This is a genomic window from Bradyrhizobium sp. ERR14 (genome assembly GCF_014198235.1).
In the GTDB taxonomy this organism is placed as follows: Bacteria; Pseudomonadota; Alphaproteobacteria; order Rhizobiales; family Xanthobacteraceae; genus Bradyrhizobium.
Genome location: NZ_JACIHD010000001.1, coordinates 471,984 through 492,978 on the forward strand (window position 1 = coordinate 471,984; position 20,995 = coordinate 492,978).

Genomic DNA, 20,995 nt, shown 5'->3' on the forward strand with positions numbered 1-20,995 from the left:
GCCCTTCAGGGTCTTATCTGCTGAAAACAGCAGGGGGTGCCGCTTATTCCGGATCGCAAGGATTGGTGCGATCTGAGCGGCCGGCGTTGGAGATCGCACAGCCAAATTCAAGCGCCATTCGACCGGAATCGGCGTTACATTGCCCGCCATATCTTGATCGAGACTCGCATCGCGGATCGTGGCTGCAATGACATCCGACCAACAACCGAACCGGACGAAAAAAGTCCGTTGCTGCATCGTCGGCGGCGGGCCGGCCGGGATGATGCTCGGCTATCTCCTGGGGCGCGCCGGCATCGAAGTCGCGGTGCTGGAGAAGCATGCCGACTTCTTCCGCGATTTCCGCGGCGACACCGTGCATCCCTCGACGCTTCAGGTGATGGACGAACTCGGTCTGATCGACGGCTTCCTGAAGCTGCCGCACCAGCGCCTACAGAAGATGGACGGCCTGTTCGGCGGCACACCGGTGCGCATCGCCGATCTCAGCCGGCTCCACACCAAATACCCCTTCATCGCCTTCATGCCGCAATGGGACTTTCTGAATTTCCTGCGCGAGGCCGGCCGGCGCTTCGCCTCGCTCGAGGTGATGATGAGCACTGAGGCGGTCGATCTGATCCGCCGCGGCGAGACGATCGCCGGCGTGCGGGCGAAAACGCCCGACGGCATCATCGACATCGAAGCCGATCTCACCATCGCCTGCGACGGCCGGCATTCGACGGTGCGCGAGCGCGCCGGCCTCGTCGTCGAGGAAATCGGCGCGCCGATGGACGTGCTGTGGTTCCGCGCCGGCCGCAAGGCCGACGAGACGGAAAGCGTGTTCGCGCGCGTCGAGCCCGGCAAGATGATGATCACTTTCGACCGCGGCGACTATTGGCAGTGCGCCTATGTCATCGCCAAGGGACAGCATGAGGCGGTGAAGGCGAGGGGACTGCAGGCGCTGCTCGACGACGTCGTGCGCATGGCGCCGATCCTTCGCTCCGGCATCGCCGACGTGAAAAGCTTCGACGACGTCAAGCTGCTGACCGTCGCGATCAACCGCATGGCGCGCTGGACGCGGCCGGGTCTGCTTTGCATTGGCGATGCCGCGCATGCGATGTCTCCGGTCGGCGGAGTTGGTGTCAATCTCGCCGTGCAGGATGCAGTCGCAACCGCCAATCTGCTGGCGGACAAGATGCAGCACGGCTGCCCGTCCGAGGATGAGCTCGATGCCGTGCGCCGTCGCCGCGAGTTCCCGGTGAAGATGACGCAGCGCATGCAGGTGATCGTGCAGAACAACATCATCAGCGGCGCCTTGCAGGGGAGCGATAGGCCACTCAAAGTGCCGCTGATCGTGCGTCTCATCACTGCGCTGCCATGGCTGCAGGGCATCCCGGCGCGCCTGCTTGCGCTCGGCGTGCGGCCTGAGCACGTGCATTCGAAAGCCACGCCGGCATCGTAGCGCAGGAGTTCGGCAGGGATAATTTCGCGTTAAATCGCGCAAGTGGCGTTGCGGGCGTGCAACAGCGCCAACGGATTCACGGACCTGCGCGTGCCCATCCGCCACGTTAACTCTGTTGATTCGAATTTTAGTAACACCCGTCTGTGACCGTGCGTCCATCAAAGGACACGGGGTTGTACCATGCGTAACAAATTGATTGCCGCCTTCGCCTGCACGACCGCTCTGGTTTCGACGGGCGTGGCCTCTGCCGCCGATCTCGGCGCGCGCTACGCGAAGGCGCCCGCTTATGTCGAGCCGCTGTTCAACTGGACCGGCTTCTATGTCGGCGGCCACATCGGCGGCGCCTGGACCAACCAGCAGTTCATCAACAATGGGATCGGTGCGCCGTTCGGCGATCTCGTCCCGGGCGAAGGCTATCGTCAGCGCAGCGCGGGCATCATGGGCGGCGCCCAGATCGGCTACAACTGGCAGGCCAACAACTACGTGTTCGGCATGGAAGGCACGATCTCCGGCCTCGACAACAAGGGCTCGTTCACGAACACCGCGTTCGGTGCGGGCGACGACGTGTTCTCCTGGCGCACCAACGTGCTCGCGACCGTGGTCGGCCGCGCCGGCTTCGCCGTGCAGAACAACCTCTTCTACGTCAAGGGCGGCTATGCCGGCGCGAACAACCGTCTGTCGGTCAGCGACACCGTCGGTGTGTCGGGCTCGGGCGGACAGACCCACTGGGCCAACGGCTGGACTGTCGGCGCGGGCTGGGAATACGGCGTCACCCGCAACTGGATCGTCGGCCTCGAATACAATTACGCGGCCTTCGGCAGCCAGACCTATCAGCTCGGCGGCACCTCGGGGAATTACACCTTCGACGCCAAGCCGCGCGACATCCAATGGGCCGTCGTGCGCGCGAGCTACAAGTTCGACGCACCGGTCATTGCCCGTTACTGAGCACGTCGACGACGCAACGCGACCAACGATCAAAAAAAGCACTGCATAAATTCAAAAGCCCCGGACTTGTCCGGGGCTTCTTTTTTGCGTTGCTGAATGGCCGGAAGGTGTGGCCTCAGGCCATCACCGAGAAGCCGCCATCGACGGGGATCGCGGTGCCCGTGACAAAGTTCGATGCGGGCGAGGCCAGGAACACGGCGATGCCGGCGAAATCGTCGATGTCGCCCCAGCGCCCCGCAGGCGTGCGCGCCAGCACCCGCTCGTGCAATCCCGATACCTGCTGCCGCGCGCCGCGGGTGAGGTCGGTATCGATCCAGCCCGGCAGGATCGCATTGACCTGGATGTTGTCGGGCGCCCAGGCATTGGCGCAGGCACGCGTGTACTGCACGATGCCGCCCTTGCTTGCCGCGTAGGCGGTGGCGAAGCTCGCACCGAAGATCGACATCATCGAGCCGATGTTGATCACCTTGCCGTTTCCTGACGCCTTCAAGGCCGGATAAGCGAGCTTCGAGCACAGGAAGGCGCTGGTGAGGTTGGTGTCGATCACCTTGTTCCACTCGTCGAGCTCGAGCTCGTGCGGCGGCTTGCGGATGCTCATGCCGGCATTGTTGACGAGGATGTCGATGCGGCCGAGATCCTTCACCACGCGCGCGATCATGGCTTCGATCGCGGCCCTTTCGGTGACATCGGTCGCAACTGCGATCGCCTTGACGCCGCGCTGCCTGAGATCTTCGACCGCTGCTTTGGACTTCGCTTCGTTGCGGCCGACCACGGCGATGTCGGCGCCGGCATCGGCAAGGCCGCGCGCCATGCCGAGCCCGATGCCGCCATTACCTCCTGTTACGACCGCGACCTTGCCGCGGAGCTCGAACCGGCTGGATGTCATGCTTGTATTCCCTGGTTTCTTTTATTGATTGCTCTGCCAGATCAGCACCAGCCCGAAGCCGGCCATGGCGGCGCCATAGCCGGCCCAATGCAGCTGGTTGACCATGAAGCTCGATCGCGGCCACGGAACCGTACCCGTGCCCTGTCCAATCCAGAGCAGCCCGACGGCGAGGGCAAACAGGCCTGCTACAAGCAGAAATCTGCGCATGCATTCCTCCCCGTCGGTCCGCTTCCGTCGCGACCCGCGGCATCAATCGCCACGGTCAGGAAAGCTTGGCACCAGACTAGCCGTAGCTTCAGTTCAGATACAATGGCCGCCGATGCAGGGCCGCAGCAGGACGCATGTCCGGGGCAGGAATGATTCCGGCCGCAGCTAATCTTGGCCGCGCTGGTTGCGGACTGTGATGCGATTCCGCGCCCGGCGGATCTGCTGCAGGCTAGCGCGCGAGGGGAGCCCCATAACGAAAAAGCCCCGGCGATGCCGGGGCTTTGACGTCTGAATTTGCGTTCGGATCAGTACTTCGCGACGACCGGACCGGTCCAGTTGAAGCGGTAGACCAGCGAGGTCGAGATCGTCTGGTTCCAGCTGTTGGCGCGGATGTCGCGGCCGACCAGCGCGTTGGTACCGTCGAAGAGCTCGTTCGAGGTCTTGGCGTTGTAGAAGGCCGAACGGTACTCGGTCTTCATGAACCAGCCGGGCGAAGAGACGCCGAAGATGTTCAGGCTGTTCTCGACACCGCCGCCGACGAACCAGCCGTTGCGGTTGTAGCTGTTGAGGTGGATGCCGGCCGGGGTGCCGCCCAGCGTGGTGAAGTTGGTCTGGCCGAAGTGGGCGCCCGAGTAACCGCCGTTGACGTAGGAGAGAACATTCGGGGCGACCAGCCAGCCGAGGCGCACGCCCGCGGCCCAGGAGGTTTCCAGCTTCTGGTTGCCGGTGATGCCGACGATCGGATCCTGGATGGTGGCGCGGATGCTGCCGAACTGGCCGTCAGCGAACACACCGGCGACCCAGGTGCCGCTGAACTGCCAGTCGTAACCGGCGCCGACGGTGCCGAACCAACCGGAGCCGCCCTGGCGCTGGTCGATCGTCAGCGGAACCGCACCAACAGTGGTCTGGACGTGCTGGTCGGCATTGGAGAGGCCGCCGCCGCCGCCGCCGAAGACGTAGAAACCGGTCCAGTTGGCGACGGGCGCCGGCATCGGGGCCTTCACGTAGGGACGGGCACCGAGATCGGCCGCCGAGGCCGAACCGGTCATCGCGGCAACCGCGGTCAGAGCGAGCAAAACCTTCTTCATGATAAAAATCCCCAACCTTGGTCTGTGTAGCAGCGCGAGCGCACTGAAGTTCGTGTCATCTGATGTCCGGACTATAGACGTTTCCCGCCGGAATGCTGTTGCCGGGCAGGCACAGTCGCCGGAAAACGCCGATACGCGGGCATTTCGGTCGCGGTTGTCGAGATCTGGAATAACCCCATAAATTCAAAGCCTTACTGAGATTTTTGGAATTCAACCTCGGGTAAGGTTTCGTTAGCAAATCCCGCCTTGTCCGAAATGGAGGCAGTCGTGCCTCCGCCTGAGCGCCGTGAGTCGTTGGCCGAGTCGCAACGACGATGCCGGGAATCGCTCAAAGCCGTAGGCACCGCAGCGACGTCATCGCCCCGCAAAGCAAAAGAGCCCCGGCTTTTCGCCGGGGCTCTCGATGAAGCGCTGCAGCGCCGAGGACTCAAACGTCCAGCAGCTCTTCGCTGGCAAACTCGGCCTTGTCCGAGATGAACGCGAAGCGCGCCTCGGCCTTGGTGCCCATCAGCCGTTCCACCGAATCCGCCGTGGTGTCGCGATCGTCGGCGAGCAGTACCACCTTGAGCAGCGTGCGCTTGCTCGGATCCATGGTGGTCTCCTTGAGCTGCGCCGGCATCATCTCGCCGAGGCCTTTGAACCGGTTCACCTCGACCTTGGCGTTGGCGTTGAACGCGCTCTTGATCAGCTCTTCCTTGTGCTTGTCGTCGCGCGCGTAGACCGACTTGGTGCCGTGCGTGAGCTTGTAGAGCGGCGGCACCGCGAGGAAGAGGTGCCCTTCGTCGATCAGCCGCGGCATCTGCCGATAGAAGAAGGTGATCAGCAGCGAGGCGATGTGCGCGCCGTCGACGTCGGCGTCGGTCATGATGATGATGCGCTGATAGCGCAGATCCTCTTCGCGGTATTGCAGGAGCTGGCCGCAACCGATCGCCTGCACGAGGTCGGAGAGCTGGGCGTTGGCCGTCAGCTTGTCCTTGCCGGCCGATGCGACGTTGAGGATCTTGCCGCGCAGTGGCAGCACGGCCTGGGTCTTGCGGTCGCGCGCCTGCTTGGCGCTGCCGCCGGCCGAGTCGCCTTCGACGATGAAGAGTTCGGAGCCTTCGGTGCCGGCGTCGGTGCAGTCGGCGAGCTTGCCGGGCAGGCGCAGCTTCTTGCCGGCGGTTTTCCGCGCGGTCTCTTTCTCCTGCCGCCGCCGCAGCCGCTCTTCGGCGCGGTCGATCACGAAATCGAGCAGCCGGTTGGCCATGTTCGGATTGCCCGACAGCCAGTGATCGAACGGATCCTTCATCGCCTGCTCGACGATGCGCTGCGCCTCCGCGGTGGCGAGACGATCCTTGGTCTGGCCCTGGAATTCAGGCTCGCGCACGAACACCGAGAGCATCACGGCGGCACCGACCATCACGTCTTCCGACGTTATTGACGAGGCGCGCTTGCCCTGGCCCACGCGCTCGGCGTGATCCTTCAGGCCGCGCAGCAGTGCGCTGCGCAGGCCGGATTCGTGCGTGCCGCCATCGGGTGTCGGGACGGTGTTGGTATAGGAAGAGAGGAAGCCGTCGGCATCTGCGGTCCAGGCCACCGCCCATTCGCAGGCGCCATGCGCGCCATTGCGGCCGGACTTGCCGGAGAAGATATCCGGGTGCACCAGCGTGTCGGCGTGAATTGCTGCCGCCAGATAATCCTTGAGGCCGCCGGGGAAGTGGAACGTCGCCTCCGCCGGGACGTCCTCGACGCCCTTGAGCAGCTCGGGCGCGCAATTCCAGCGGATCTCGACGCCGCCGAACAGATACGCCTTCGAGCGCGTCATCTTGAACAGGCGCTGCGGCTTGAACGCAGCCTTGGCGCCGAAGATGTCGGTATCGGGCTTGAAGCGGACGCGCGTGCCGCGGCGGTTGTTGATCTTGCCGAGATCCTCGAGCTTGCCCTTGGGGTGTCCGCGCTCGAACGTCATGCGGTAGAGCTTCTGGCTGCGCGCGACCTCGACCTCGAGCAACGAGGAGAGGGCGTTCACCACGGAGATGCCGACGCCGTGCAAGCCGCCGGAGGTCTCGTAGACCTTGGAGTCGAATTTGCCGCCCGAATGCAGCGTGCACATGATAACTTCGAGCGCCGACTTCTTCGGGAATTTTGGATGCGGATCGATCGGGATGCCGCGGCCGTTGTCGGTGACGGTCAGGAAACCATCCGCGGAGAGCTCGACGCCGATGAAGGTCGCATGTCCCGCCAGCGCCTCGTCCATCGAGTTGTCGATGACCTCGGCGAACAGATGATGCAGCGCCTTCTCGTCGGTGCCGCCGATATACATGCCGGGCCGGCGCCGCACCGGTTCCAGGCCTTCGAGCACCTCGATGTCGGCTGCGGTGTAGTCGGCTTCCCCGCCGGTTCCGCGCGAAGCCGCCTTGGCAGGCGCCCGGGGTTTCGGCTCGTCGCCGCCGAAAAAATCGTCTTTTGCTTTGGGTTTCAACTGCTTGGACATATATCTTGATGCGCTTTGAGGGCCGCATAAGCGGCGAATCGGTTAGGCCGACTATGCCACTTCTGACTTGGAAAGGTTACCGCAGGGCAGGCCCGGCGGTGTCGTTGGGAGCCAATCCCGGCGATTTTACGCCGCAGCCCCTGCAATTCCCGGCAATTTGACCGGCCAGTCCGCGGCGAGGCGAGTTTTGTGACTTGATGTCACACAAGCCCTTGGCTTACCAGTCTTTTTCATCGAGCAGCACCTTGAGACGGGGCGGGAAGGCTTTTTTTTGATGGAGCAGTATGCGCACGCCCTGGCCGAATTCGTGCGCGCTCACCAGGCCTGGGCGGCCCCGATCGTGTTCGTGCTCGCCTTCGGAGAGTCGCTCGCTTTCATTTCGCTCTTGGTCCCGGCCTGGGGCGCGCTGGTCGCGATCGGTGCGCTGATCGGGGCGAGCGGGATCAGCTTCTATCCGGTCTGGATCGCCGGCGGCCTCGGCGCGGCGCTCGGCGACTGGGTTTCGTACTGGTTCGGCTACCGCTACAAGGAGAAGGTCGCCCAGATGTGGCCGCTCTCGCGCTATCCGGAACTCCTGCCCAGGGGCGAGGCTTTCGTGCGCAGCTGGGGCATCCCCAGCATCTTCATCGGCCGCTTCTTCGGACCCTTGCGCGCCTCGGTGCCGCTCGCGGCCGGCATCTTCGAGATGCCCTATTGGAGCTTCCAGGCCGCCAATTTCGTCTCGGCCCTGATCTGGTCGGCCGTGCTCCTGATGTTCGGCGACGTGCTCGCCAAGATCATGGAATGGATCTGGCGGGTCATCTGACGCCGAAACCTTGACGGAAACCCGATCTGGCCTTATAGCCGCGCGCCATGATCAACGCTGCGACCATCCTGTTCGCCCGTCGCCGCCGCCGCTCTTTAGCGGTTTGGGCGGTCGATCGCGTTTGAGATCATCGTCTTTGCCGCTGGATCCGATCCGCGGCACTCTCTCTCCTGTCAGCGCGATCTGATCCGGCGGCCCCCCAAGGAGGCCCAGCAGGAGACCACGATGTACACGCCACCCTTTTTCAAGCAGGACCGCGCCGCAAACCTGAAGTTCGCCGAAGAGCGCGGCTTCGGCACCATGTGCGCCTTTGACGGCAAGAAACCGGTCGCTTCCCCGCTGCCGTTCTATTTGACCTATGCCGCCGACGGCACGCCGCAGGCCGCCTTTCATGTCGCCCGTCACAATCCGCTGTTAAAGCTTGCGGACGGCGCAGCGTCCTGGCTGCTCGCGGTCAATGGCCCCGATGCCTATGTATCGCCGGACTGGTACGTCTCGCCGGACCAGGTGCCGACCTGGCTCTACCAGTCGGTGCATCTGAGCGGGCCGGTGCGGATGTTGTCGGACGACGAGCTGGCGGTGCAGATCGCCACGCTCAGCGACAAGTTCGAGAACTGGCTGCTGCCGAAGAAGCCGTGGACATCGGACAAGATGACGGCCGGACGGCTCGAGACGATGAAGAAGGCGATCGTGGGTCTGGTGATGACGGTTGAGGAGGTCGAAGGCAGCTTCAAGCTCAACCAGCACAAATCGGACGCCGACTATGCGGCGATCGCCAATGCGCTCAGCGCCGGCGATGCCGACGCCAAGCAGATCTCAGATTTGATGCGGCAGGCAAGGCCGCAGGTTTTTGCAGACGACACGAACATGCTCGAAGGGAGCGCATCATGAGCCTCGCTGACACCACCAAAGCTCCGACCACCAGCGCGGCGAAGAAGCCCGCGACCGTCTTCGTCGACGGCGGCTCCGGTACCACCGGGCTCGGCATCAACGAGCGGCTGAAACTCCAGAACGACGTCGTCGTGAAGACGATTGCCGACGACAAGCGCAAGGACCCCGCGGCCAAGAAGGCGCTGATGGAGGAGGTGGATCTCGTCATCCTCTGCCTGCCCGACGATGCCGCCAAGGAAACGGTTGCGCTGGTCGACAGCATGGGCGTTGCGGGCCCGAAGGTGCTGGATGCCTCGACCGCGTACCGGGTCGCGCCTGACTGGGCTTACGGTTTTCCCGAGCTGACGGCGGATCAGGCCGGCAAGATCAAGGCCGCTAAGAAGGTCTCCAATCCCGGCTGCTATCCCACCGGCGCGATCGCGCTGCTGCGGCCCATCGTCGATGCCGGCCTGTTGCCGCCCGATTATCCCGTCACCGTCAACGCGGTGAGCGGCTATTCCGGCGGCGGCAAGTCGATGATCGCGAGCTTCGAGGACGGCAGCGCACCGTCCTTCGAGCTCTACGGCCTTGGCTTCGAGCACAAGCATTTGCCGGAGATGCAGCTCTATTCGAACCTGACGCGGCGGCCGATCTTCATTCCGTCGGTCGGCAACTATCGGCAGGGCATGCTGGTCTCGGTGCCGCTGCAGCTCGACACGCTGCCCGGCAAGCCGGATGGTGCGGCGCTCCAGGCCGCGCTCGCCAAGCGTTATGCCGGCTCGAAATACGTCTCGGTGATGCCGCTGCAGAACGAAGCGTCAAAGGGCGGCCGGATCGAGCCGGAGGCGGTCAACGAGACCAACATGCTCGAGCTCTACGTCTTCGCCAGCGACAAATATCACCAGGCCGTGCTGGTCGCCCGGCTCGACAATCTCGGCAAGGGCGCCTCGGGCGCAGCCGTGCAGAACATGCGGCTGATGCTGGGATTGCCGGAGGAGTAGGGCAGTCTCGTGCCCCGGACGCAGCGCAGCGCCGCTTGGCGGTGCGCTGCTGAGCCGAGGGCCCATGTTTTCAGCTTCGTTTGCGGCCATCTGGGTCCCGGCTCGCGCTTCGCGCGTCCGGGACACGAAATCAAACCACCTTGAAGATCGCCAGCACCAGCACGGCCTGGGCGAGGAAGCCGACGGTGAAGGCCAGCGTGCGGAACACCGGGATGCCGATCGCGTAGACGATGAGATGCGCGACGCGGGACCAGAAATAGACGGCGCAGGCGAGCACGGTCCATTTTGTCGAATAGTCGATCGCGTTGAGGATCAGCACCAGCGGCGCAAAGAGCACGAGGTTCTCGACCGCATTGTCGTGCGCGAACATCAGGCGGTTCGCCCATTCCGCCTGCGGCTTGTCGCCGCGCGAGGGATTGGCCAGCGCGCCACTGAGACCGCGGACCTGGCACCGGTTGATGGTGTAGGGAATCCAGAGGATGCCGGTCAGGATCACCGTCAGTGTCAGCCAGAACAATTCGCGCGTCATAGTCCGGTCCCCTCTGTCGTCGCTGCTGCCTTGAGAGCGAGTCTATACAAGAGCGCGGCAGAGTCCGCTATGCGCGAACCCTGACATAGCTGCCGGGCGCGTCCTCGATCGGGGGCAGGGCGTCGCTGCCGACGCTGCGCGCCGGGACTTGCTCCGGATCGAGCTCGCCCAGCCATTGGCGCCAGTCCGGCCACCACGAGCCCTTGTGCTCGACGGCTTCCTTCATCCATTGCGCGACGTTGACGTCCTTGATGTTGTCGTTGGTCCAGTACTGGTACTTGTTCGAGGCGGGCGGATTGACGACGCCGGCGATGTGACCCGAGCCCGACAGCACGTATTTCACCGGGCCGCCGAAGAACTGCGAGCCATACAGCACCGATTCAGCAGGTGCGATGTGGTCCTCGCGGGTGGCGAGGTTGTAGACGGGCACCTTGACCTTGGAGAGATCGAGCAGCGTGTTGTCGAGCACCATCGTGCCGGTGGAGAGGCGGTTCTCCAGATAGCAATTGCGCAAGTAATAGGAATGGTTCGACGCGGTCATCCGCGTCGCGTCCGAATTCCAGTGCAAAAGGTCGAACGCGCTCGGCTGCTGCCCCTTCAGATAGTTGCTGACGACGTAGGACCAGATCAGATCGTTGGAGCGCAGCATGTTGAAGGCCATCGCCATCTTCGAGCCTTCGAGCACGCCGGCCGCCCTCATGTCCTGCTCGAGCGCCGTGATCTGCTCCTCGTCGACGAACACCAGGAGGTCGCCGGCATGGGTGAAATCGACCTGGGCCGCGAAGAACGTCGCGGACGACACGCGCTGGCGGCGCTTCTCGGCGAGCCAGGCCAGCGTGGTCGCGAGCATGGTGCCGCCGACGCAATAGCCGGCGGTATGCACCTTCATCTCGCCCGTGACCCTCTCGATCACGTCCATCGCCGTGAGCGGACCTTCCTTCATGTAGTCTTCCCAGCTCTTGTTGCCGAGCCGCTTGTCGGGATTGACCCATGAGATCACGAACACGGTGATGCCCTGGTCGACGCACCACTTGATGTAGGATTTCTCCGGCTTGAGATCGAGGATGTAGAACTTGTTGATCCAGGGCGGCACGATCAGGAGCGGGGTGCGCAGCACCGTCTCCGTGGTCGGCGAATACTGGATCAGCTGCATCATCTCGTTCTGGTAGATCACCTTGCCCGGCGTCGTCGCCATGTTGACGCCGACGACGAGGTTGTCCGGATTGGACTGGCGGATCTTCAGCATGCCCTTGCCGGCTGCGATGTCCTCGGCCAGCATCTTCAGGCCGCGGGCGAGGTTCTCGCCGCTGCTGGTCACGGTCTCGCGCAGCACCTCGGGGTTGGTCAGCACGAAGTTGGACGGCGAGATCGCGTTGATGACCTGCTGGACGTAGAACTCCGCCTTGCGGCGGGTCTGCGGATCGAGCCCCTCGGCATCGCGCACCAGCTCCTGCGCCCATTTGGTCGTGAGCAGATAGAGCTGCATCACGAAATCGAAGAACTGGTTCGATTTCCATTCCGGGTCGGCAAAGCGCTTGTCGCGCGGCGAGGGCGCGATCGCGGGCGGCGCGTCCTGGCCGGCCATGCGGCGCACCGCCGAGCCCCAGAGGTCGAGATAGTCCTTGGCGAGCTTGGTCTGCAGATCGGAAGAGCGGGACGTATCCGAGAGCCAGTATTCGGCAACCGAGGTGAAGGTCTTGACGACCTCGGTGAGCTCGGGCGGCGGGCGATCCTGCACCTCGCCGCTCTCGCGCGGCTTGAGGTAAGCGGCCAGCGCCTTGCCGCCGCTCTCCATCGCCCGCGCGACATTCATCGCGAAGGCTTCCGCATCGAACTTCGTCTCGGGTTTGGGCGTATCGGTCGTGGCCATACTCATGAGCAGAACAGTAACGATTCATTCCGTATTCGTCACCGCGAAGCTCGCATGTTTGACGTTAAACACTCTCGAAGATGTGTTGCACTGCGACAAATCTTCTTGGTTCCGTCACATTCGGGCCGCACCGCTCGGCTTGGTGGGCAATGGCTGTTTTCTGGCTCGCACCATTTGGGCAGCAATGGTTTGAGCTTGGGCGCGGTCTTGGGTAAGGTTGCCCGGGGCCGTGCTTTGGGACGAGTAGGGGATTTCCCAAGTGTTGGCGTTGTGGGACCTGCAAAAGACGCTGCCGATCCGCGGCGCGCTGCTGATCGCGGCGCTTGCCGTCGGCGGCTGCTCGAGCCAGCTCGCGGATATGACGCCCACGGACGCGCAGGCGCATCCCCGGGAGCCCGGCACCTATCTGCCGGTGCACGACCTGCCGCCGGATCGCGATCAAGCGGTCATCCCGCCGGAGCAACGTGCCAAGATCGAGGCTGAGCTCGCCGCCGCGCGCGATCGCCAGGCCGTCGCCGGCAAGGATGCGAAATGAGCCGCTCCAAGGTAATCGCTGGCGCCCCCGCCTTGCCGTGCTAAAAGACCACAGTTCAGCCGAGAGTCAGGGCGAACGACTTCAGTCTTCGTCGTCGATGATTGCTCTAAGCATTTGATTTTGAGTAATTTTCACGACGGAAATGGACGCGTTTCCGAAGCGCCGTCCAGGCCTGTCGATTCTGTCCTGACCGGTTGCCCCGGAGCCCAGAGAGCCATGGAAGAATTTTACCGCATCCGCCGCCTTCCGCCTTATGTGTTCGAGCAGGTCAATCGGGCCAAGGCGGCCGCGCGGAATGCCGGCGCCGATATCATCGACCTCGGCATGGGCAATCCGGATCTGCCGGCCCCCTCGCATGTGCTGGAAAAGCTGAAGGAGACGCTGGGAAAGCCGCGCACCGATCGCTACTCGGCGTCGCGCGGCATCCCCGGACTGCGCCGCGCCCAGGCCGGCTACTACGCCCGCCGCTTCGGCGTGAAGCTCAACCCCGACACCCAGATCGTCGCGACGCTCGGCTCGAAGGAAGGCTTTGCCAACGTGGCGCAGGCGATCACCGCGCCCGGCGACGTCATCCTCTGTCCGAACCCGAGCTACCCGATTCACGCCTTCGGCTTTTTGATGGCAGGCGGCGTAATCCGCTCGGTGCCGTCGGAGCCGACGCCGCAGTTCTTCGAGGCGGTGGAGCGGGCGATCGTGCATTCGATCCCCAAGCCGCTGGCGCTCGTCGTCTGCTATCCCTCGAACCCGACCGCCTATGTGGCGAGCCTCGACTTCTACAAGGACCTCGTCGCGTTCGCGAAGAAGCACGAGATCCTCATCCTGTCCGATCTCGCCTATGCCGAGGTCTATTTCGACGAGAACAATCCGCCGCCCTCGGTGCTCCAGGTGCCGGGCGCGATGGACGTCACGGTCGAGTTCACCTCGATGTCGAAGACCTATTCGATGGCCGGCTGGCGCATGGGCTTTGCGGTCGGCAATGAGCGCGTGATCGCAGCGCTCGCCCGCGTCAAATCCTACCTCGATTACGGCGCCTTCACGCCGGTGCAGGTCGCGGCGACTGCCGCACTGAACGGCCCGGACGATTGCATCAAGGAGATGCGCGACACCTACCGCAAGCGCCGCGATGCGCTGGTGGAATCGTTCGGCCGCGCCGGCTGGGAGATCCCGCCGCCGGAGGCCTCGATGTTCGCCTGGGTGCCGCTGCCGGAAGCCTTCCGCAGCGTCGGCAGCATGCAATTCGCGACCCTGATGGTGGAGAAATCCGGCGTTGCGGTCTCGCCCGGCGTCGGCTTCGGCGAGCATGGTGAAGGATATGTCCGCATCGCCATGGTGGAAAACGAGCAACGGATCAGGCAGGCCGCGCGCGGCGTGCGACGCTTCCTTGAAAGCGGCATCGAAACGTTGCACAACGTCGTTCCGCTCGCCAATCGGCGTTAAGTTCTCTTCGGCAGGTTTTCTAAGTCATCATGGTTGCACCCCTGAAAGTGGGCATAGCGGGGCTCGGCACCGTGGGCGCCGAAGTTGTCCGTCTGATTGAAACGCAGGCCCGCGTGCTTACAGGCCGCAGCGGCCGCGGCATCCGCGTCGTTGCCGTCACCGCGCGCTCCAAGGCGAAGAAGCGCGGCATCGACCTGCGCGGCGTCGAATGGGTCAAGGATCCCATGGCGCTGGCCACGCATCCCGGCATCGATTGCTTCGTCGAGCTGATGGGCGGCGCCGGCGATCCCGCGCTGTCGGCGGTCGAGGCCGCGCTCAGCGCCGGCAAGTCAGTGGTCACCGCCAACAAGGCGCTGCTCGCGAAGCACGGTTTGAAACTGGCGAAAGCCGCTGAAAAGCACGGCGGCGCGCTGAATTACGAGGCAGCCGTCGGCGCCGCGATCCCCGTCATCAAGACGTTGCGCGAGGGACTTGCCGGAACCGGCATCAACCGCGTCTATGGCATCCTCAACGGCACCTGCAACTACATCCTGACCCGGATGGAGCAGGAGGGCCTGTCCTTCGCCGAATGCCTCGCGGATGCGCAGCGGCTCGGCTATGCCGAGGCCAACCCGTCCTTCGACGTCGACGGCCACGACACCGCGCAAAAACTCGCCATTCTCGCCAGCCTCGCTTTCGGCACGAAAGTTGCTCAAAGCGCGGTGTATGTCGAAGGCATCTCCTCCATCGCGCCGGAAGATCTGCGCGCGGCCGCCGATCTCGGCTACCGCGTCAAGCTGCTCGGCGTTGCGGTGCGCACCGCCAAGGGCATCGAGCAGCGCGTGCATCCGACCATGGTTCCGAAATCCTCCTCGATCGCGCAGGTGATGGGCGTCACCAATGCGGTCACGATCGACGGCGAGGGCATTCCGCCGATCACGCTGGTCGGCCCCGGCGCCGGCGGTGCCGCGACGGCATCCGCCGTCGTCGCCGATATCGCCGATGCCGCGCGCGGCATCCGCGCCAATCCGTTCGGCCGGCCGATTTCTCATTTGCGCGACACCAAGAAGGCGCCGATGGAGCGGCACGAGGGCGGCTATTACATCCGCCTTCTGGCGCGCGATTTCCCCGGCACCGCGGCTGCGATCGCGACGCGGCTGGCAGAGCAGAAGATTTCGATCGAGTCGATCGTGCAGCGTCATCCCAATGGCGGCGCTGCGCCAGCCGACGGCAAGGCGGTCCCCGTGCCCGTCATCCTGATCACCTATGCGACGCATGAGGATGCGGTGCGCCGCGCGCTAGCCGCCGTGCAGAAGGACAAGGTGATCAGCGGACGGCCGCAGGTGATCCGGATCGAGAAGAACTAGAGCGTGCCCCCCGGCCCAGAGGGCCGCGCCAGCGCAAAGCGTTGAAGCGGTTTTCCGGAAAGGTCATGCTGAAACAATGAGGCGGTTTGAGCGAACGAACCGTGGGCGTTGAGAGTTGATGCGGGCAGAGACTTCTGTCCAAAACCGTTTCGAAGGAGTAAGCCGATGTCGACCCATATTTCAGTCCCCCCGCACGCATTGCTCGAGCGCATCCTCACGTTGGAGATCGTACGCGTGACGGAGCGGGCGGCGGTGTCGTCGGCGCGGCTGCGCGGGCACGGTAACGAGAAAGCGGCCGATCAGGCTGCGGTGGATGCGATGCGCCGCGAGCTCAACAAGCTCCCGATCGAGGGTACCATCGTGATCGGCGAGGGCGAGCGCGACGAGGCGCCGATGCTCTTCATCGGCGAGAAGGTCGGCCTGAACGCCGGTCCGCAGGTCGACATCGCGGTCGATCCGCTCGAAGGCACCACGCTGTGCGCCAAGAACATGCCGGGCTCGATCGCCACGATGGCGATGGCCGACGGCGGCACGCTGCTGCACGCGCCCGACGTCTACATGCAGAAGCTCGCGATCGGGCCGGGCTACAACAAGGGCGTCGTCGATCTCGATGCAACGCCGGCCGACAACGTCCGCCGTCTCGCCAAGGCCAAGGGTGTCCAGCCCGACGGCATCACGGTTCTCGTGCTCGATCGTCCGCGCCATGCCAGCATCATCGAGAGCGTACGCTCGACCGGCGCTGCCGTGCGCCTGATCACCGACGGCGACGTCGCCGGCGTGATCCATTGCGCCGACCCCGACAATACCGGCGTCGACATGTATCTCGGCACCGGCGGCGCGCCGGAAGGCGTGCTCGCGGCCGTGGCGCTGCGTTGCATCGGCGGCCAGATGCAGTGCCGTCTCATCCTCGATTCCGACGAGAAGCGCGAGCGCGCGGCCAAGATGGGCGTCAACGATCCCAAGATGATCTACGGCATCGAGGACATGGCGCGCGGCGACTGCCTGTTCGCCGCCACCGGCGTCACCACGGGTTCGCTGCTCTCGGGCGTCAAATTCCGCAAGGACGGCGTGATCGAGACCGAGACTGTGGTGATGCGCTCGGTCACCGGCACCGTGCGCTACATCAAGGCCGAGCATCGTGAGCTCGCGAAGTTCCATCTGGACTGAGTAGGGCATAACAACTGCCCGTCATTCCGGGGCGACGCAAAGCGTCGAGCCCGGAACCCATAACCACGATCGGGAGTATGGATTCCGGGCCTGCGCCTAACAGCGCATCCCGGAATGACAATAAGAATAATCAGGAAGCGCCATGTCCGATCTCTCCGCCGTCAAAGCCCTGGTGTTCGACGTGTTCGGCACCGTCGTGGATTGGCGCACCAGCCTGATCTCAGACTTCATGTGGTGGAGCAGGCAGCGCGGCATCAGCGCCGACTGGACCGCTCTGGTCGATGGCTGGCGCGGCATGTACATGGCCTCGATGGACGATGTGCGCAAACATCCCGAGCGCGGCTATGTCATGCTGGATGATCTGCACCGCCGCTCGCTGGAGAAGCTGGTCGCGCAGTTTTCGATCAATGGCCTCACCGACGCCGATCTCGATTATCTCACCAAGGGCTGGCATCGCCTCAATCCCTGGCCGGACAGCGTGGTGGGCCTGACGCGGCTGAAGTCGAAATTCGTGATCTCGCCGCTATCGAACGGCAATGTCGCATTGCTCACCAACATGGCGAAGTTCGCCGGCCTGCCGTGGGACCTCATCATGTCGGCCGAGCTGTTCGAGCACTACAAGCCCGATCCCGAGACCTATCTCGGCGCAGCAAAGCTGCTTTGCCTCAAGCCGGAGGAGGTGATGATGGTCGCCGCCCACAACGGCGATCTCGCGGCCGCCCAGAAGAACGGCCTGAAGACCGCGTTCGTCGCGAGGCCGACGGAGTACGGTCCGCTCCAGAAGGTCGACTTCGAAGCCACCGGCAATTGGGACATCGTCGCCAAGGACTTTGGCGGGATCGCCGACAGGCTCGGCTGCTGACAGCGCGCTGCTACCGCGACTCGGCGGGTGCTGCAGTCAGCACGGCCCTGCGCTCGTGAATGAGGTTCTCGAGGCGGTGGGCCGCCACGTTGAGGGTGGCAGCATCCAGCGGGTTGTCGTCGCCGTCCAATCTCGCGCGCTGGCTACGAAGCACATTGTCGATCTGGTCTTCGATCGCCAGCAGGTCGGTTTCGTTTTTGGCCTCGCGGATCTGTCGGCCGAGCGTGTACAGCGCGTCGAGTGCCGGTTCGCGCGGCTGGTGTTCGCTCGACCGGAGAAACCGCCACAGCGCCGCCGCGATCGATGCAAGCGCGCCCAGCGCCATCGGCGCCAGAAAAATCACGTTGCTCCACTTGTCGAGGAAGCCTAGCTGGCTGCCATTGTAGAACTCGGCGGCGCCGGCATGGACCGGGAGATATGCTCCGGCATCGGTATCCGGCGCCTTGAACTGGGCGAGGACCGGCCATTCCGACAGGATGTCCCTGCGCGCGGCAGTGATGGCCTGCGTGAAGCTGGCGACGACGTCGTTGTCGAGGCTCTTCTTGGCGACCACATAGACGGCGACGCGCAAGCTTGTGACGTCGTCCGCGGGAACTGGCGGGGACCCGCGCAGCGCTCCCTTGGGGATGTCGAAGCTCTCATAGGCGCGCTCCTTCTCCGCAATCGCGCCTGCATTTTCGATCGGGATCAGAATCGGCGCGGTCTTGGCAGTCTGTGAGAACAGGCGGCGTAGCAACGACAGATACCGCTCGCTGAGCGGCATGACGAAAAGCACCGTGCGCACCTCTTTCGCGTCCAGCGCGCGGCGAACGTCGTCCATCGCGATGTTCTTGAAGACGACATTGGCGCGGCCAAGGTCGTATGCGCTGGTGAGGACGCGGACCACCTTCTGGTTCGTGTCGCCGGCGACAACCCCTACCGTCGTGCGTTTCAGGCCGGCGATATCCGAGATCGCCGATCCCGGCGGAGCCACCAGCAAGGCGACGGCTTCGGTGAGCACGACGATCGCTTGCGCTTGAGAGAGATCGCCGACATCGCCGCGCACGACGGCGAGGTCGGTCTTGCCCGACGAGAACGCCGCGGCGGATTCGATGGGCCCGCCGGTCTCGACCAGCTTGAGGCGCACTGGCGCGTTGTTGACGGCAAGCCTGCTCGCGAGCGCCGAGACGATCCTGGGAGCGTCGCCATCCAGGGATCCGACTGCGATCGACAGTGTCACGGGCCGGGCGTACCAGCGATAGGCAGCGAGGCTCGCGCCGGCGGCAAGCGCTACGATCACGATCACCACCACGAAGCGCAGCCAGCCCGGCAGCCTGGCGGCATCAATCCCCATTTTCGAGAGATCGTCCATGACGCGGCTCGCCCGAGTTTCCGTAGGCCAGCATTGTTGCCGCGAGCGGTCGGATGTTGATTTGCGTCAAGCAACGCTCGGGCTCCCTCGAACCTGTTTGGTCCGACTCCGGGGTTGCGGAGGGCCAGAATATTACGAGGCTTGCGCCTCTTCGGTTGCACAGAACGTCGCGATCGCAAGGTCGATCCGCCGGTCCAGCACGCGGCGATTGAGCTTGAATCCGGTGTCGGTCAGCAGCCTGAAATGATCGTGGCTGAACACCATGCCGAACAGCATTTCGGCGATGAGGCGGAGCGGCACAGCTGCGAAACGAGGCTCCAGGCGAACGGCCTTCAGTAGCTCGACGATATGCTCTGTGCCGCTCTCCATGATGACCTCGGCGAACATGCGCCCCAGCTCCGGCGAGGCCTGACGTTCACCGATGATCAGACGCTGCAGGGCGATCTCGCCAGGCGACAGCGCCACGTCGGCCGCCTCGCGCAGCATGTTTCGAAGTCGGATCACTGGTGATCCTTCCGAAGGGGCATCGGCGAAGTCTGCTTCCGGCAGGCTGCGCAGCAGCATGGCGCGAAACAGTTCGGTCTTGCTCTCGAACAATTTGTAGAGCGTCTTCTTCGACATTCCGGCGGCACCGGCGATGTCGTCCATCGTGGTCGCGGCAAATCCCTTGCTGGTGAAGGTGTCCTTCGCCGCCGCCAGCAGTTGCGTCATGCGAGCGTCGGGGGCGGGAAGGATGACGGCCGGCTTGGTCCGCTCCGACGGCGGAGCAATACGTCTCTGATTTCTGGATTCTCTCGCCATGGACACACCCGCCGTTGAATCTGAGCTGTTTCACGACTGCTTGAACGCCGCTGCGCAGGCAGCCTAGCACTTGACTTCGGGGAAGGAAACTATCAAGTTTCCAGATGGAAACTGAATAGTTTCCGAATGTTTCCGTGCGCGATCCTCCTCGAGGGGCCGCAACTCACCCATGGATCGTCATCATGCGCCCCCCGATCGTCCGCGCTGTTCCCTTGATTGCCCTGCTGCTTGCCGCTTGCGGGGAGCAGAACCCGCAAGCGGCATTGCCGCAGATGGTGCCGGAGGTCGGCATCATGTCCCTGAAACCGCAGGAAGCGAAGATCTCGACGTTGCTGCCGGGCCGCGTCGTCGCCTATCAGGTTTCCGAGGTCCGTCCGCAGGTCACGGGCATTCTGCTCAAGCGCGACTTCGTGGAAGGCGCCGAGGTGAGGGAAGGCGACCTGCTCTATGAGATCGATCCGGTGCAGTACAAGGCGGGTCTGGCGAGCGCCGAGGCCGCGGTGCAGAGGTCGGAGGCAACGCTCGTCAGCGTCAAGCTGAAGGCTGCGCGCAAGACCCAGCTTCTGCAGACCAACGCGGCGAGCCAGCAGGACGTCGATGATGCCGTTGCCGCCTACAAGCAGGGCGAGGCCGACGTGAAGGCGGCGCAAGCCAACCGCGACACCGCCGCGATCTCGCTGGATCGCACCAAGGTCACCGCGTCGATCTCAGGCCGGATCGGCAAGTCGAGCATCACACCCGGCGCGCTGGTCACCGCGAGCCAGGCGACGGCGATGACGACGATCCAGCAGCTCGACCCTGTCTATGTCGACCTCGATCAGTCGACCTCGGAGATGGAGCGCCTGCGCAGCCAGATCGCGAGCGGAAAGCTCAAGCGTCCCGCCGAGGGTGTGCAGGTCGAGCTCCTGATGGAGAGCGGCAAGACCTACGGCCACAAGGGCAAGTACGGTTTCACCGATGCCAGCGTCAACGAGAGCACCGGCTCGGTTTCCTCGCGCGCAGTCTTCGCCAATCCCGAGCGGGCGCTGCTGCCGGGCATGTATGTGCGCGCCCGCGTCGTCGCCGGCGTCGATCCGGCTGCGATCCTCGTGCCGCAGCGCGCCGTCTCGCGCAATCCGCTGGGGCAGGCAGTGGCGATGTTCGTCGACAAGGACGGCAAGGTCGAGCAGCGGATGCTGGAGCTCGGCGAGGATGTCGGCAGCAACTGGCTAGTGCGCTCCGGCGCCAAGGCCGGCGATCGCCTGGTCGTCGAGGGCACGCAGAAGGCCCGCCCCGGGGCGCCCGTCAAGTCCGTGGAGGTCGCGGTCGATCCCGCAACCGGCCTCACCGTGAATCCGACGCGGCAGGCCGATGCGCGGCCTGCAGCAGCCGCAGCCGAGCAGTAACC

Annotated in this window: 19 protein-coding genes; 11 read left to right on the plus strand and 8 right to left on the minus strand. The window is 64.2% G+C overall.

Translation table 11 applies throughout. The annotated features are described in order from the left end of the window. Positions 1 to 187 precede the first annotated feature (187 nt). Positions 188 to 1,435, plus strand: a complete 1,248-nt coding sequence (locus tag GGD62_RS02340; RefSeq protein ID WP_183706951.1) for an FAD-dependent oxidoreductase — start codon at positions 188 to 190, stop codon at positions 1,433 to 1,435. Positions 1,436 to 1,615: 180 nt separating this feature from the next. Next, positions 1,616 to 2,380, plus strand: coding sequence for an outer membrane protein (locus tag GGD62_RS02345; RefSeq protein WP_018323046.1), 765 nt, complete (start codon positions 1,616 to 1,618; stop codon positions 2,378 to 2,380). A gap of 115 nt (positions 2,381 to 2,495) precedes the next feature. Here the strand turns inward: GGD62_RS02345 and GGD62_RS02350 are convergent, their stop codons facing one another. The 4 genes from GGD62_RS02350 to parE form a co-directional block, all read right to left on the minus strand. Further along, positions 2,496 to 3,266 carry an SDR family NAD(P)-dependent oxidoreductase gene (locus GGD62_RS02350; protein WP_183234175.1) on the minus strand — a complete coding sequence of 257 codons (771 nt, stop codon included), beginning with the start codon at positions 3,264 to 3,266 and terminating at the stop codon, positions 2,496 to 2,498. A gap of 21 nt (positions 3,267 to 3,287) precedes the next feature. Then, entirely contained in the window at positions 3,288 to 3,473 is a 186-nt protein-coding gene (locus GGD62_RS02355; RefSeq protein WP_028144810.1) for a hypothetical protein, read from the minus strand. Positions 3,474 to 3,778: 305 nt separating this feature from the next. After that, positions 3,779 to 4,561 (minus strand): outer membrane protein, encoded by a 783-nt coding sequence (locus GGD62_RS02360; RefSeq protein ID WP_018323049.1) that lies wholly within the window; start codon positions 4,559 to 4,561, stop codon positions 3,779 to 3,781. 427 nt (positions 4,562 to 4,988) lie between these two features. Then, positions 4,989 to 7,034 carry a DNA topoisomerase IV subunit B gene (gene parE / locus GGD62_RS02365; protein WP_018323050.1) on the minus strand — a complete coding sequence of 682 codons (2,046 nt, stop codon included), beginning with the start codon at positions 7,032 to 7,034 and terminating at the stop codon, positions 4,989 to 4,991. Between the two features lie 274 nt (positions 7,035 to 7,308). Between parE and GGD62_RS02370 the strand changes: the two genes are divergently transcribed. The 3 genes from GGD62_RS02370 to argC all read left to right on the plus strand — a co-directional run bounded on the left by GGD62_RS02370 (position 7,309) and on the right by argC (position 9,710). Beyond that, positions 7,309 to 7,839: a DedA family protein gene (locus GGD62_RS02370; RefSeq protein ID WP_018323051.1), complete on the plus strand. Its 531-nt coding sequence runs from the start codon at positions 7,309 to 7,311 to the stop codon at positions 7,837 to 7,839. A gap of 225 nt (positions 7,840 to 8,064) precedes the next feature. After that, complete coding sequence (locus GGD62_RS02375; RefSeq protein ID WP_183706952.1) at positions 8,065 to 8,730, plus strand: FMN-binding negative transcriptional regulator; 666 nt, start codon at positions 8,065 to 8,067, stop codon at positions 8,728 to 8,730. Continuing rightward, on the plus strand, positions 8,727 to 9,710 hold the full coding sequence (argC, locus tag GGD62_RS02380; RefSeq protein ID WP_183706953.1) for an N-acetyl-gamma-glutamyl-phosphate reductase: 984 nt from the start codon (positions 8,727 to 8,729) through the stop codon (positions 9,708 to 9,710). The genes GGD62_RS02375 and argC overlap by 4 nt, the downstream gene beginning before the upstream one ends. 130 nt (positions 9,711 to 9,840) lie before the next feature. Here the strand turns inward: argC and GGD62_RS02385 are convergent, their stop codons facing one another. After that, positions 9,841 to 10,239: an MAPEG family protein gene (locus GGD62_RS02385; RefSeq protein ID WP_018323054.1), complete on the minus strand. Its 399-nt coding sequence runs from the start codon at positions 10,237 to 10,239 to the stop codon at positions 9,841 to 9,843. A gap of 67 nt (positions 10,240 to 10,306) precedes the next feature. Then, entirely contained in the window at positions 10,307 to 12,115 is a 1,809-nt protein-coding gene (locus GGD62_RS02390; RefSeq protein WP_026202867.1) for an alpha/beta hydrolase, read from the minus strand. A gap of 253 nt (positions 12,116 to 12,368) precedes the next feature. On the opposite strand from GGD62_RS02390, the gene GGD62_RS02395 reads away from it, so the two are divergent. From GGD62_RS02395 to GGD62_RS02415, 5 genes are all read left to right on the plus strand, one after another. Beyond that, a complete protein-coding gene (locus tag GGD62_RS02395) occupies positions 12,369 to 12,644 on the plus strand; it encodes a hypothetical protein (protein WP_049815128.1) in 276 nt (91 codons plus the stop codon). A 216-nt stretch (positions 12,645 to 12,860) separates the two neighbouring features. Continuing rightward, entirely contained in the window at positions 12,861 to 14,081 is a 1,221-nt protein-coding gene (locus GGD62_RS02400) for an LL-diaminopimelate aminotransferase (RefSeq protein ID WP_018323057.1), read from the plus strand. Between the two features lie 29 nt (positions 14,082 to 14,110). Beyond that, the gene (locus tag GGD62_RS02405) at positions 14,111 to 15,427 is read left to right on the plus strand and encodes a homoserine dehydrogenase (RefSeq protein WP_179730564.1); all 1,317 of its coding nucleotides are present in this window, start codon (positions 14,111 to 14,113) and stop codon (positions 15,425 to 15,427) included. A 165-nt stretch (positions 15,428 to 15,592) separates the two neighbouring features. Further along, on the plus strand, positions 15,593 to 16,594 hold the full coding sequence (gene glpX, locus GGD62_RS02410; protein WP_018323059.1) for a class II fructose-bisphosphatase: 1,002 nt from the start codon (positions 15,593 to 15,595) through the stop codon (positions 16,592 to 16,594). A 142-nt stretch (positions 16,595 to 16,736) separates the two neighbouring features. After that, positions 16,737 to 17,456 carry a haloacid dehalogenase type II gene (locus GGD62_RS02415; protein WP_183706954.1) on the plus strand — a complete coding sequence of 240 codons (720 nt, stop codon included), beginning with the start codon at positions 16,737 to 16,739 and terminating at the stop codon, positions 17,454 to 17,456. 10 nt (positions 17,457 to 17,466) lie between these two features. On the opposite strand, the gene GGD62_RS02420 is transcribed toward GGD62_RS02415, so the two are convergent. After that, positions 17,467 to 18,807: a TAXI family TRAP transporter solute-binding subunit gene (locus GGD62_RS02420; protein ID WP_183706955.1), complete on the minus strand. Its 1,341-nt coding sequence runs from the start codon at positions 18,805 to 18,807 to the stop codon at positions 17,467 to 17,469. Between the two features lie 132 nt (positions 18,808 to 18,939). After that, positions 18,940 to 19,518 carry a TetR/AcrR family transcriptional regulator gene (locus tag GGD62_RS02425; protein WP_018323062.1) on the minus strand — a complete coding sequence of 193 codons (579 nt, stop codon included), beginning with the start codon at positions 19,516 to 19,518 and terminating at the stop codon, positions 18,940 to 18,942. A 272-nt stretch (positions 19,519 to 19,790) separates the two neighbouring features. Here GGD62_RS02425 and GGD62_RS02430 point away from each other — a divergent pair, with 272 nt between their 5' ends. After that, complete coding sequence (locus GGD62_RS02430) at positions 19,791 to 20,993, plus strand: efflux RND transporter periplasmic adaptor subunit (RefSeq protein ID WP_183706956.1); 1,203 nt, start codon at positions 19,791 to 19,793, stop codon at positions 20,991 to 20,993. The last annotated feature ends 2 nt before the right edge of the window (positions 20,994 to 20,995 follow it).

Coding starts and splice junctions, on each gene's coding strand:
- GGD62_RS02340 (WP_183706951.1), top strand. CDS start 188: ATGACATCCGACCAACAACCGAACCGGACGAAAAAAGTCCGTTGCTGC.
- GGD62_RS02345 (WP_018323046.1), top strand. CDS start 1,616: ATGCGTAACAAATTGATTGCCGCCTTCGCCTGCACGACCGCTCTGGTT.
- GGD62_RS02350 (WP_183234175.1), bottom strand. CDS start 3,266: ATGACATCCAGCCGGTTCGAGCTCCGCGGCAAGGTCGCGGTCGTAACA.
- GGD62_RS02355 (WP_028144810.1), bottom strand. CDS start 3,473: ATGCGCAGATTTCTGCTTGTAGCAGGCCTGTTTGCCCTCGCCGTCGGG.
- GGD62_RS02360 (WP_018323049.1), bottom strand. CDS start 4,561: ATGAAGAAGGTTTTGCTCGCTCTGACCGCGGTTGCCGCGATGACCGGT.
- parE (WP_018323050.1), bottom strand. CDS start 7,034: ATGTCCAAGCAGTTGAAACCCAAAGCAAAAGACGATTTTTTCGGCGGC.
- GGD62_RS02370 (WP_018323051.1), top strand. CDS start 7,309: ATGGAGCAGTATGCGCACGCCCTGGCCGAATTCGTGCGCGCTCACCAG.
- GGD62_RS02375 (WP_183706952.1), top strand. CDS start 8,065: ATGTACACGCCACCCTTTTTCAAGCAGGACCGCGCCGCAAACCTGAAG.
- argC (WP_183706953.1), top strand. CDS start 8,727: ATGAGCCTCGCTGACACCACCAAAGCTCCGACCACCAGCGCGGCGAAG.
- GGD62_RS02385 (WP_018323054.1), bottom strand. CDS start 10,239: ATGACGCGCGAATTGTTCTGGCTGACACTGACGGTGATCCTGACCGGC.
- GGD62_RS02390 (WP_026202867.1), bottom strand. CDS start 12,115: ATGAGTATGGCCACGACCGATACGCCCAAACCCGAGACGAAGTTCGAT.
- GGD62_RS02400 (WP_018323057.1), top strand. CDS start 12,861: ATGGAAGAATTTTACCGCATCCGCCGCCTTCCGCCTTATGTGTTCGAG.
- GGD62_RS02405 (WP_179730564.1), top strand. CDS start 14,111: ATGGTTGCACCCCTGAAAGTGGGCATAGCGGGGCTCGGCACCGTGGGC.
- glpX (WP_018323059.1), top strand. CDS start 15,593: ATGTCGACCCATATTTCAGTCCCCCCGCACGCATTGCTCGAGCGCATC.
- GGD62_RS02415 (WP_183706954.1), top strand. CDS start 16,737: ATGTCCGATCTCTCCGCCGTCAAAGCCCTGGTGTTCGACGTGTTCGGC.
- GGD62_RS02420 (WP_183706955.1), bottom strand. CDS start 18,807: ATGGACGATCTCTCGAAAATGGGGATTGATGCCGCCAGGCTGCCGGGC.
- GGD62_RS02425 (WP_018323062.1), bottom strand. CDS start 19,518: ATGACGCAACTGCTGGCGGCGGCGAAGGACACCTTCACCAGCAAGGGA.
- GGD62_RS02430 (WP_183706956.1), top strand. CDS start 19,791: ATGCGCCCCCCGATCGTCCGCGCTGTTCCCTTGATTGCCCTGCTGCTT.